This is a genomic window from Schleiferilactobacillus harbinensis DSM 16991 (genome assembly GCF_000425885.1).
GTDB lineage: Bacteria > Bacillota > Bacilli > Lactobacillales > Lactobacillaceae > Schleiferilactobacillus > Schleiferilactobacillus harbinensis.
The window spans coordinates 1-10,048 of record NZ_AUEH01000072.1 but is presented as its reverse complement, the minus strand read 5'-3'; the positions used below and the strand labels follow the sequence as shown (position 1 = coordinate 10,048).

At 51.8% G+C, this 10,048-nt stretch carries 16 protein-coding genes and 1 pseudogene; 8 read left to right on the top strand and 9 right to left on the bottom strand.

Annotated features, from left to right (window positions below; translation table 11 throughout):
* Positions 1–213 (bottom strand): annotated as a pseudogene (locus H627_RS19845) (ISL3 family transposase); the annotation flags it as partial.
* Positions 214–274: 61 nt separating this feature from the next.
* Here H627_RS19845 and H627_RS20375 point away from each other — a divergent pair.
* Positions 275–730, top strand: a complete 456-nt coding sequence (locus H627_RS20375; protein WP_035441268.1) for a hypothetical protein — start codon at positions 275–277, stop codon at positions 728–730.
* Between the two features lie 420 nt (positions 731–1,150).
* Here the strand turns inward: H627_RS20375 and rpsI are convergent, their stop codons facing one another.
* From rpsI to H627_RS0114690, 7 genes are all read right to left on the bottom strand, one after another.
* Positions 1,151–1,546: a 30S ribosomal protein S9 gene (rpsI, locus tag H627_RS0114720; protein WP_027829538.1), complete on the bottom strand. Its 396-nt coding sequence runs from the start codon at positions 1,544–1,546 to the stop codon at positions 1,151–1,153.
* A 14-nt stretch (positions 1,547–1,560) separates the two neighbouring features.
* Positions 1,561–2,004, bottom strand: coding sequence for a 50S ribosomal protein L13 (gene rplM, locus H627_RS0114715; protein ID WP_027829537.1), 444 nt, complete (start codon positions 2,002–2,004; stop codon positions 1,561–1,563).
* 165 nt (positions 2,005–2,169) lie between these two features.
* Positions 2,170–2,952 carry a TPM domain-containing protein gene (locus H627_RS0114710; protein ID WP_027829536.1) on the bottom strand — a complete coding sequence of 261 codons (783 nt, stop codon included), beginning with the start codon at positions 2,950–2,952 and terminating at the stop codon, positions 2,170–2,172.
* 6 nt (positions 2,953–2,958) lie between these two features.
* Positions 2,959–3,159 (bottom strand): hypothetical protein, encoded by a 201-nt coding sequence (locus tag H627_RS0114705; RefSeq protein ID WP_027829535.1) that lies wholly within the window; start codon positions 3,157–3,159, stop codon positions 2,959–2,961.
* A gap of 42 nt (positions 3,160–3,201) precedes the next feature.
* A complete protein-coding gene (locus tag H627_RS0114700) occupies positions 3,202–3,636 on the bottom strand; it encodes an MFS transporter (protein WP_258457788.1) in 435 nt (144 codons plus the stop codon).
* A gap of 25 nt (positions 3,637–3,661) precedes the next feature.
* Positions 3,662–4,645 (bottom strand): MFS transporter, encoded by a 984-nt coding sequence (locus H627_RS0114695; protein ID WP_027829533.1) that lies wholly within the window; start codon positions 4,643–4,645, stop codon positions 3,662–3,664.
* 75 nt (positions 4,646–4,720) lie between these two features.
* Positions 4,721–5,218, bottom strand: coding sequence for an LURP-one-related/scramblase family protein (locus H627_RS0114690; protein WP_027829532.1), 498 nt, complete (start codon positions 5,216–5,218; stop codon positions 4,721–4,723).
* Between the two features lie 159 nt (positions 5,219–5,377).
* On the opposite strand from H627_RS0114690, the gene H627_RS0114685 reads away from it, so the two are divergent.
* The 7 genes from H627_RS0114685 to H627_RS18635 all read left to right on the top strand — a co-directional run bounded on the left by H627_RS0114685 (position 5,378) and on the right by H627_RS18635 (position 9,710).
* Complete coding sequence (locus tag H627_RS0114685; RefSeq protein WP_027829531.1) at positions 5,378–6,325, top strand: NAD(P)-dependent oxidoreductase; 948 nt, start codon at positions 5,378–5,380, stop codon at positions 6,323–6,325.
* Between the two features lie 112 nt (positions 6,326–6,437).
* Positions 6,438–6,998: a TetR/AcrR family transcriptional regulator gene (locus H627_RS0114680; RefSeq protein WP_027829530.1), complete on the top strand. Its 561-nt coding sequence runs from the start codon at positions 6,438–6,440 to the stop codon at positions 6,996–6,998.
* A gap of 18 nt (positions 6,999–7,016) precedes the next feature.
* Entirely contained in the window at positions 7,017–7,601 is a 585-nt protein-coding gene (locus H627_RS0114675; RefSeq protein ID WP_027829529.1) for an NAD(P)H-dependent oxidoreductase, read from the top strand.
* Between the two features lie 94 nt (positions 7,602–7,695).
* Positions 7,696–7,872, top strand: a complete 177-nt coding sequence (locus H627_RS20245) for a hypothetical protein (protein ID WP_155827959.1) — start codon at positions 7,696–7,698, stop codon at positions 7,870–7,872.
* A gap of 6 nt (positions 7,873–7,878) precedes the next feature.
* Positions 7,879–8,565, top strand: a complete 687-nt coding sequence (locus H627_RS0114665) for an ATP-binding cassette domain-containing protein (protein WP_027829528.1) — start codon at positions 7,879–7,881, stop codon at positions 8,563–8,565.
* A complete protein-coding gene (locus H627_RS0114660) occupies positions 8,565–9,068 on the top strand; it encodes an ABC-2 transporter permease (protein ID WP_027829527.1) in 504 nt (167 codons plus the stop codon). The genes H627_RS0114665 and H627_RS0114660 overlap by 1 nt, the downstream gene beginning before the upstream one ends.
* Positions 9,069–9,302: 234 nt before the next feature.
* The gene (locus H627_RS18635) at positions 9,303–9,710 is read left to right on the top strand and encodes a helix-turn-helix domain-containing protein (protein ID WP_035441265.1); all 408 of its coding nucleotides are present in this window, start codon (positions 9,303–9,305) and stop codon (positions 9,708–9,710) included.
* Between the two features lie 3 nt (positions 9,711–9,713).
* Here H627_RS18635 and H627_RS0114650 read toward each other — a convergent pair.
* Positions 9,714–10,048, bottom strand: a 335-nt coding sequence (locus tag H627_RS0114650; protein WP_027829526.1) for an IS5/IS1182 family transposase, incomplete at its 5' end; no start/stop codon positions are given.

Below are 10,048 nucleotides of genomic sequence, written 5' to 3'. Positions count from 1 at the left end.
AATGTGGACATGAGTGAGCTTGTGTCCGTTAGGGTGCAACGTATTGTATCCACAGCTGGGACAGCGCCTGAGTGTGTAGGTAAGCTCTGCCTGGATGACCAAATACTTTTTGCGACCCGAGCCCCGACCATGAAATTCCTCACGAGTACCGAACACCTGAATGTTTGTGTCTGTAATTCCCAGTAATTTAAGTGTATTATCTAGTTGAGACATCTATTCCTACCCCGCTTATCTTGAGTTTCGTCGCTTAAAGCATAGCACTAGGGAGGCTTAGATGCCTTTTTTTGTTATCAAAAAGGGCCTAGTACTTTTGGAATGGAAATACTTTCCAACACCAAAAATTCTAGACCCCCTATTAGCAACCATCACGCCCTGCCGGGGCAAGCATCACGATGGCAATAACCGAGTCGCTGTTGTAAAATTCGAATTAGCAATGGCAAATGCTGACGTGTGTGACTTTAACAATATTGATGTCATGATTCACTTCATTAATATCGAGTTGCATCAACAAATTCTAATGGAGGTGGACCTCATGTCTAAATCGAAGTCCGAGGAATACGCTGATCGGATTATGCCAATCCTGTCCGAACAGCAAATTCTAGATAACTTTACTGACGAAGAACTCCGGCAAGTTGGTCTGAACATGGGTTACAACATTCCCCAAGGTACCAAGTTCCACGACCAACCCAAAAGCGAGCAACACGACGAGTCCGCAACACAAAGCAAATAGCCCACGTCATCTCTTGAAAGAGCGATAAGTTGCGGGTAACTGTGGCGACTGCCGAAAAGTCTGATCTTATCCGGTACATTTTCTCTACAGGACAGAAAATATCCTCCTCAGATTATCCATTTGGAAATCTGAGGAGGATATTTTGGTCTAAGGAGGACTTTTTGTCGAAATCTGTACTGTCTGGACACCCCTAAACGAGCTCCGGCGAAGCTGGCAGTCTCCTCCTCTTAAACGGGATCAGGCCGACAGAAGCTATGGCAGAAGGGCACCCCGGCAAAAAACCTAAGTACGGGTTTTGTGCCGGGGATGCCCTTCTGCCGCCGCTTCTGACCGTCGGCCTTCGCCCTCTGCAAAAAAAAGGCCTGCTCGCAATGAGCAGACCTTCGCAATGTCGTTATCAGTACGGCAATTAATCGATGATTAACGCTTGCTGAATTGACTCGCCTTACGGGCCTTCTTCAGACCAGGCTTCTTCCGTTCCTTCATCCGCGGGTCACGGGTCAGTAACCCGGCCTTCTTCAAGGCGCCACGGAAATCAGGATCGACTTGTAACAGTGCCCGGGCGATACCATGACGGATCGCACCGGCTTGGCCAGAATAGCCGCCGCCGAAAACGTTGACCTTAACATCGTAAGTGTCAGTGGTTTCAGTAACGCCAAACGGTTGCTTCAAGTCAAGGATCAGGAGCGCGGATTGAATGTAATCTTCAACCGGCCGACCATTGACCGTGATCTTACCAGTACCAGGTACTAAACGAACACGGGCAACGGAATTCTTGCGCCGGCCTGTGCCGAGATAATCTGCTGTTTGTGCCACAATGAATTCCTCCTTTAAATAAGCTTGTTAATATCAAGCATTTCGGGTTGTTGTGCAGTCTGTTTATGCTCTGCACCAGCATAGACGTGAAGCTTCAGGAACTGCTTGTGACCAAGCGAGTTCTTCGGCATCATGCCCTTGATCGATAATTCGATCAGCTCTGTCGGATGGTTCTCCCGGATTTCTCCAGCAGTCCGTGTCCGCAACCCGCCAGCATAGTTGCTGTGGTGATGATATAACTTGCGGGAGGCCTTGCGGCCAGTCAGCTTCACGTTCGCGGCGTTGATAATAATCACATTGTCACCCGTATCCACATTCGGAGTGAATTGTGGCTTATTCTTGCCCCGCAGAATCGTGGCAGCGGCAGCCGAGATACGTCCCAAAGGAATATCTGTGGCGTCGAGTACATACCATTTACGTTCGATTTCAGTTGGCTTAGCCAGATAAGTTGTACGCAAAATTAGTTCCTCCATTTTCGGTGTTTACACCAATCTAAGTTTCCGGGGCTCACAGTGGGGTAAACAATACCGTTAACAATCATACCGGTTGAAAAGCGCAAAGTCAACGGCTAATCCGGAATGGTGCTTGACAAATTCACCGATCTATTATATTGCAGCGCCAGGCTACCCGTCACTAGAGTCAGACCCCGACCCGGCATTGCGGCCCATGCGCAAGACCCCGGTGAACCAGTCCCAGGGATCAAGGAAGAACGTGCCGAAGAAAAAGGCCACAAAGGTGAGTGAATTGAGCCAGTGGCTGGCGCGGAACACAAAGTGGGCCAAAAGATAGCTTACCAGCAGCGCCAGGACGATCCAGTGGGCGGCCTTGACCGGGATATGCCAGCCCATGACCTGCCATAATCGCGGCCGATCCCACCAATAGTTCCGACCGGTCTTTTCCCGATGCCGCAAGCTGCTCATGCGCAGTACGATGGCGATGACGACGCGCAAAGCCACTAAACCGATGGCGATCAAGATACTTAAAACAAGGTGATCCATAATCCAATCCGGCAGCTTCACCAGCCACTGAATAAACGCATCGGTCCGCTGCACGATCGCCGGCTTATTCTTCCCCGCTGCGGGAATGACCGCTTTGGCCACTCGATCGAAGACCCGGCGAAGGCCTTTATCCACTGTATCCGGGTCTTTAGACTGCAATAACTGGCGATTGGCATCGAGAATATCACCAATTCGGGTGCTGCTCAGCACGGATGCCAGGCCATTTCCGACTTCAATTTTCACATAGCGCGTCCCGTGGAGATTATTGGTCATGATTAGGACGCCGACATCCTTTTTCCCCTGACCGACGTTCCAGGCCTTGTACAGATCAGCAGCCAACTGGTCAATGTCTTCATCGGCATCCACCAAAGTCGCGACCGCGATCTCCGGCGCGTTGGGCGTGTCCATCAGTTGCTAATTGATCTGCTTAATACGGGCAATCGTCGCGGTACTGAGCACATCGTCACCATCATAATAGTAGCCCGCCATGTCGCCGGGCAGGTCCACTGCGGCCGTGACCGACTGTCCCAGACCGCTGCCCCAAATGGCCAGCAGAATAACCGCCATACCGATCCAGACCGCCGCCAGTCGATGTTGGGTATTAGTCTCCCCCATACCTGCTCCCCCAAACAGTGCGTTTTGTTATTTACCGCGCAGCTAGTATTTCCGCGACAGTGCCGCATCGGCTTCCGCCCGGGTAATTTCACCCGCATTGAACTTCGCCATCACCTGAACGTCCTTGTCGTTCAGTTTGTAGAAATGATACGGAATCAGGGCCAACGCCGTGCCAATCACCGGCACCAAGGTCGCCGTGATCCATAACCCGTTCAGCGCCATTGCGGTCTGTTCAATATGCATCGATTGCAACTGAGCGAAACTGCTGGCATCGATCGTCACCCAGCCGAACAGGCTGAGGATGAACAAACCGATGGGCTGGGCCAGCGAAGTGAATTTGGCCGCGAAGGACTGGATGGCAAAGGCGACACCCCGGGCATCCACGCCAGTCTTGAACTCGCCATACTCGACGGCATCCGGTGTGAAGGTCAAGTTGATCGTATAAATCAGGCCGTAAGGAATCGACCGGATAATCACCAAGATGATGTAGAGCAGGACATTTTTATACCCCCACCAGAAAGACCACTAGGCCGGTGACCACAAAGGCAGCATTGGCCCAATAGAACAGCCGGAACTTGTCCACGTGTTTCAATATCCGGTTGATCAGCGGCGAAATAATAAGCATCGGCAGGGCCGAAAGCACCAGCATCAAGGTACTGAACAGCGCGCTGCCAAATAAATAATAGGAAACGAACAGATCAATGGCCGCCTGGGTCATCAGTACCCCGGAAATAATATAGCCGGAATAGAATAATAGCAGATACTTGTTGCTCCGCAGGTAATGGAGCATCTTGCCGAAGCTGTACTTTTCCTCACTCGGCTTGGTCTTGATTCGCTCCTTGCCCTTGATCGCCACTGGGATCATCGTCAGGACAACGATCAGCGAAATGATCAGCGCGGTCTGGGCAAAGCTGAAGCCGACCCGTTCACTGACCAGTACCGTCGCCAGCATGGAGGTGACGGATGCCCCGCCCAGGGCGAAGACCCGGGCAATGGAAAGGATACTGTTGCGTTCGATCAGATTGGTGGTCATCATCGTGACCAGGTTGTAAATGGGAATGTCGCTCAACGTATAGGCGGTGTCCCACAAAATATAGCCGACGACAAACCAGACAATCTTCGCCGTCTGGCTTAGGGCACCAGGAATTTTGTAGATAAAAATCGTCGTCAGCGGAATCAGGACCAGCGTCATCCGCAGCCACGGCAGGCTCTTGTTGCCGCTCTTGAATTTCACCCGGTCAAAGATCACACCGAAAATCGTGTCATTCACGGCGTCCCACAGTTTGACGATCACCATTGCCGTCGCAATCTTGGTCAAGTCAATGCCGATCATCATCATGTAGGTGGTGAGAAAACCGCCGAGCATGGTGTAGGACATGCTTTGGCCGACAAAGTAAGACCAATAGCTGAGACGTTCGCCAGCGCTGGTCATTGGCGGCGGCGCAGCCTGAATCGTTTTTTCTGCCTTAACCGGTACTTTTGCCATGATTACACTTCCCCTCGTTACTTGTTTCCTTAAGCATAGCATTGAACGGGGAGAAAGCGGTTGCTGAGTGCTTGCTTAGGTCGAAGACGATGACGCACCAGCACTATCTTGGGCCTTCACATAATCAATCGCCAGTACCAGCGCGATAACAAGCCCTTCATAATCTTCGTTGCTGATGTCTAACTCGTAGGCATGGCCGAACGAAAAGGCATCTTCATGAATCTGCACGACCTCTTGGCCCTGGGCAGTGACGGTGAAATTGAAGCCCCACCAGCTGCCCTGAACATCCACCGCCCCGCTGTCGATTTCGTATTGGCTGCGCAGAAACGTGATCTTCTTGCGAATTGTTGCAATAGTTCGGCCGTTCATGTCCACATCGAAAGTGTCGAGAAAGTGAAAAGGCTGATGGATGACCTTCGCCACTTCATTGCCGCTGGGATCAAGCAGCTGGAATTCCTTGGGAAACTTGAAGAAACTGCCGACCACGGTATAGCGGGTGTTCCCATTGGCGTCAGTCACATCAAAGTGGCCGCCGAGGCTGAAAAAGTGTTGGCGCACGTAGAGCTGGCTCATATGAATCGCACTCCTTTGCTGGTTTGGCTTCAGAATACCACGCCGCAGCAAACCGGGGTATGACGTTTTTGTAAGATTGCCGTCATATTTGTGTCACTGGGGACCACTTGCAGTATCGTCAAACCAGCGCCTAAAATGGTGAAAAGGAGTTGTTGTCTCATGAAAGTACTTGCCCTCATGGCCATTCCCGCGCCCATCAAAGACCAAATTGCCGCTCTGCCCAACGTGCAGATCGAAGGCCCCGACTACTTAGCCCAACACGGTTTGACTGATATCACTGCGATTTTCGGCTGGCAAAGCCGGTTAAACGACTTGATCAAAGAAAATTCGACGGTTCGCTTCGTTCAATCATTTTCTGCCGGCGTCGATTATTTCCCGTTGGCCACGTTCCAGAAAAAGAACATCGTCATGGCCAATACCAGCGGTATCCACGCTCGGCCGATCGCCGAATCCGTCCTAGCCTACGTGCTGGCCTTTGCCCGGGGCATAGCGGACAGCGCTCACCGGACACCCGAGAATTTCTGGGATAGGGACGCCTCGCGCGGAGACGTTTATACGCTGCCGGGTAAGACCGCGCTGATTTATGGCACTGGCCATATCGGCCGCGCCATCGCCGAGATCCTGACCCAACAGGGCATGACGGTCACCGGCATTTCCCACCATGGGGAAGCCGTCGCCCCCTTCTCCACCGTCGGTACCGATCAAGACAGTGCCGCATTTGCCAAAGCCGCGGACATGATCATCAATATCATGCCGCTGACACCGGAGACGCATCACTTCTTCAACGCTGCATTCTTCAATGCGCTGACGAAAAAACCGTTGTTTATCAATGTCGGTCGCGGTCCTTCGGTGGACACCGAAGCACTGGTCGCGGCTTTACAGACGGGCCAGCTCAGCGGTGCCGCGCTGGACGTGTTCGAACAAGAACCGCTGCCGGCGACATCACTGCTCTGGCAAGCGCCGCATTTGCTTATGACGCCCCACGTGTCCGGTGCATTCGCCGAAATATACACGGCAGCAGCAACGATTCTTTACCACAATCTCGCCCAATTTATCCGCGATGGGTCAGTGGCCGAAAACCAAGTTGACCTGAGCCAGGGCTATTGATCGCACACTGATTAGCGACCTGCCGAGCATTAAACTGCTCAGCAGGTTTTTCTTGTCACCATAGGATAACAGTGTTATCCTATGGTCATCAAAGAAAAGAGATGACTACCCCATGGCTGGAAAAACAAACGATACGGAAGACCGCATCATTGCTGCTACGATCGCGACCATCACGAAACACGGCAGCGCCGCGATCTCTCTGCGTCAACTCGCTCAACACGTCGGCTTGACCACCGGCGCCTTTTACAAACACTTTGCCAGTAAAGACGACCTGTTTCGCGCCGTCACGGTCACTCTCTCGCAGCAATTGACCGCCCAAGTCATGCCGTTGCTCGCAGCCGCCGACACCGCGAAAGAAAAACTGTGCTTGCTGGGTGAGCAGCTGCTCCAAGCCAGCGCGGCCCAGCCCCACGTGATCGACTTTTTGTTTTTCAATCCCCAGGCGACGCAACAATACCAACCCGGCACCGACACAACCGATTTTCCATTGCTGACCCTCACCCGCCAATTGATTGCCGCGACGTTGGCTGGCAGTGCCAGCACCACCCCTACCGCTGACTTCTTCACCCGGGTATGGTCCTTCATCCTGGGTTACGCGCTGCTGATTAAGAATGGTGCCGCGGTATATGACCGAGCGCTGCTGACGCGCACGCTGGACCAAATGCTGGTTTAGGAAAGGAAGTCTTGAATAATGACCCAATTTTTGATTATCTATGCACACCCTTATGACCGCAGTTTCAACCATGCTGAACTGGACCGCGTGACGGCCAAGCTGACTGAGCAATGCGATCCTTACCAGGTCATTGATCTGTATCACGATGGGTTCAACCCCGCTTATGACGCCGAAGAACTGCGGCTGTTCCACAGCGGCCAGACCCATGATCCGCTGGTCACCCAGTATCTGACGCAACTCAAAGCGGCCGATGCCGTGATCTTTATCACACCCATTTGGTGGAACGATTTGCCGGGGATGCTGAAAGGGTTCATCGATAAAGTGATGAAGGAAGGCGCCGGTTTGACCCATGTGGTGACAAAGACCGGAGTGAAGGGCACGCTGACCAACATTCAGAAAACCTATGTCCTGACAACCTCCACGTCACCCACGTTCTATCTGCGATTCTTCTGCGGCAATGCCGTTAAGCAAGTATTTATCGGAGCCACATTGAAGCAGCTGGGGATGCGGCACGTGCGCTGGTCGAATTTTGGCGGGATCACGGATGCCCCAGAGGAGAAACGCAAGGCGTATTTGGAAAAAGTCGATCAAATGGCTTTCTAAAAATTCCAGTGGGAAATGTTTGACTTATCTTGCACCCCCTTCCTATAATTTGGTCGATGTAAAGAAGTAGCCTTTTGAATACAGGTGTGGGGTGATGATGATGGCAAAGAATCGCGGATTAGTCATCGTGCTGAAAATCATTGCGGCACTTTCAATTATTATGTTTTTCGTCTCTTACATTGTTCAGTCCATGCGGCAATACGCGCAGATCTTTGTTTTTGCAGCTCTTCTCTGTGCACTGGGGATTTATGCCCTGACCAAAAAGAAGTGAGCAGCCATGACAACCAAGGTCGCATTTGTCAGTGCTGACACTGTCAGTAAAACTTATCCCAAGTTTGTCCTAACAGATTTTTCAATCCAGGCCGCCGCTAATGAAACCATTGGCTTACTGGGCGATACTGGCGCCGGCAAAACCACGATTCTCGATATTTTAGCTGGTCTGATATCGCCAGATGGCGGCAGTATCCAGCGGGAGACTGACAATATCGGTTATTGTTTCGCCCAGCTGCCCTTCCCCCGGAATCTGACCATCAACCGGCTGGTCCATATTTTTCGTCATTTGGCTTGGCCTTGGCAGGACAAGGTATTTGCCGACTACGTGACTGACTTTTCACTGCCCCGCCGCACCCCTGTTGCGCGGTTGACCAAAAGCCAGCAGACCGCTTTGAACTTAGCGGTGACTTTGGCGCACAATGCCCCGCTGCTCCTGCTGGACGAAGTGACAGAAAATCTGGCTCCTGACGACCGGCCGCCCGTGTTGGCCGCTTTGCAGGCCTATCGCCACCAGCACCAGGCTGGGATTGTCTTGGCCACCCGCAGGCTTGATGACATTCAGACCTTATGCGACCGATTTGTTTTGCTGAAGCAGGGCCAAACGGTCACGACGCTGGCCGCTGATGCATACCGGGGCCAGGATTTGACTGGCATCATTCAACACGCACTGTCAGATCGGAGGCAAGACTAATGTTGGGTCTGATAATTAAAGATATCGATCAGTTGCGCCATCTTTGGCTGCGTCCCTTAGTTTTGCTTGTGGGCCTCGCCATTTTGGCGGCCGGGGTCTTTCTCAAAGAATTTGCCCCCATGGTTGGTGCAATCATTATCATGGTCTCAATTTATGGCTTGACGGCCCTTTTTGTTGACGACGACCGCACCCGTTGGCTCGATTTTGCCAAAATGGCCCGAGAATCCGCGACTGCCATCGTTTTGAGCCGTTACATTGTCCTTGTCTTTTTGGCCGGAATCATCACAGCAGTGGCAATCGCCTATACCGTTGTTGTCCACTTGATTTTTCCCAATATATCAACCACCGAATTGGCCATCGTCACTGGTGCGGCTATTATGCTTTCTCTGTTGATGTATTTTTGGGCGATCCCATTTTTCTACCAATTTGGGCAAAAAGGGTATCAGTATGGTATGGTATGGTTGCGTTCTTTATTCTCTTCTTTGGGTCAGTCAGAGTGCTGATCCCAGAGCGATATCTGAAGGCGTTCTTCGATAGAAATCACCTTGATCGCGTCCTTTGGCGAAGCGGTCTGGGTCTCTTGGTGCTGATCATTTTGTCACTCATCGCCTCGCTCACCATCATGCGGCGGCGGCAAACGCAGTAATTGGCTACGGTCCAAAAGAAGGGCACCCAACCCCAGCGTGAAGTGCCCCATAATTGTTAGACAGATACTCTAACGATTGTGGGGCATTTTTATGACTAAATATTCAAGTAAGTTCAGGGCGCAGGTCGTGCAGGAGTATCTTTCTGGACGTGTATCCTATAATACCCTCTGCACTAAATACAGTATGCCGTCAAAGACACCAATCATGAAATGGGTTGAACAGGCTCGAACCCATGGGCTAGAATCTCTTCAACGAAAGCATACGAAGACAGTTTATTCTCTGGAACAGAAGCTGGCCGTGGTAGACTATTACCAAACCAGTGGTGCGGGTATGATATCCGTGGCTGCTCACTTCGGGATCAATGCCTCGCAGGTGGCTGCTTGGGTGAAAATCTTTAAGACCGAAGGAGTAGCAGGGTTAAAGCCCAAGCCGCGAGGAAGGCGGCCCAAGATGAAGCACAAGAAACCAAAACAAGCGAAGAAACTAGGGTGTGTCTGAAAATTACTTAAGCCATACCCATATTGCTGCAACGTAAACCGCGCCCAGAAAGACATGCGCGAGCTTATCATAGCGTGTGGCTATACGCCTGAACTCCTTCATCTGGTTGAAGAAGCCTTCGATTAGATGTCGCTCCTTGTAAAGATAGAAGTCGCACGGCCAGGGGTTCACTGCATTGCTTTTGGGTGGGATTGTGTAGTATCCCTCCTGAGACGTGATGAAGTCTCGTAGCGCCTGCGTCCCGTACGCTTTGTCCGCCAGGACATTGACGCTCTTCAATGGAATAGTACCGAGCAACGGTGCAGCCACTGTACTATCGTGTACCTCGCCGCCGCTCA

What these genes read in the sequence shown, in the direction of transcription:
- H627_RS20245 (WP_155827959.1), top strand. Translation starts at nt 7,696, where the DNA reads ATGATGATGGCAAAGAATCGCGGATTAGTCATCGTGCTGAAAATCATT.
- H627_RS0114665 (WP_027829528.1), top strand. Translation starts at nt 7,879, where the DNA reads ATGACAACCAAGGTCGCATTTGTCAGTGCTGACACTGTCAGTAAAACT.
- H627_RS18635 (WP_035441265.1), top strand. Translation starts at nt 9,303, where the DNA reads ATGACTAAATATTCAAGTAAGTTCAGGGCGCAGGTCGTGCAGGAGTAT.
- H627_RS0114660 (WP_027829527.1), top strand. Translation starts at nt 8,565, where the DNA reads ATGTTGGGTCTGATAATTAAAGATATCGATCAGTTGCGCCATCTTTGG.
- H627_RS0114690 (WP_027829532.1), bottom strand. Translation starts at nt 5,218, where the DNA reads ATGAGCCAGCTCTACGTGCGCCAACACTTTTTCAGCCTCGGCGGCCAC.
- H627_RS0114710 (WP_027829536.1), bottom strand. Translation starts at nt 2,952, where the DNA reads ATGGACACGCCCAACGCGCCGGAGATCGCGGTCGCGACTTTGGTGGAT.
- H627_RS0114680 (WP_027829530.1), top strand. Translation starts at nt 6,438, where the DNA reads ATGGCTGGAAAAACAAACGATACGGAAGACCGCATCATTGCTGCTACG.
- H627_RS0114705 (WP_027829535.1), bottom strand. Translation starts at nt 3,159, where the DNA reads ATGGGGGAGACTAATACCCAACATCGACTGGCGGCGGTCTGGATCGGT.
- H627_RS0114695 (WP_027829533.1), bottom strand. Translation starts at nt 4,645, where the DNA reads ATGGCAAAAGTACCGGTTAAGGCAGAAAAAACGATTCAGGCTGCGCCG.
- H627_RS0114685 (WP_027829531.1), top strand. Translation starts at nt 5,378, where the DNA reads ATGAAAGTACTTGCCCTCATGGCCATTCCCGCGCCCATCAAAGACCAA.
- H627_RS0114675 (WP_027829529.1), top strand. Translation starts at nt 7,017, where the DNA reads ATGACCCAATTTTTGATTATCTATGCACACCCTTATGACCGCAGTTTC.
- H627_RS20375 (WP_035441268.1), top strand. Translation starts at nt 275, where the DNA reads ATGCCTTTTTTTGTTATCAAAAAGGGCCTAGTACTTTTGGAATGGAAA.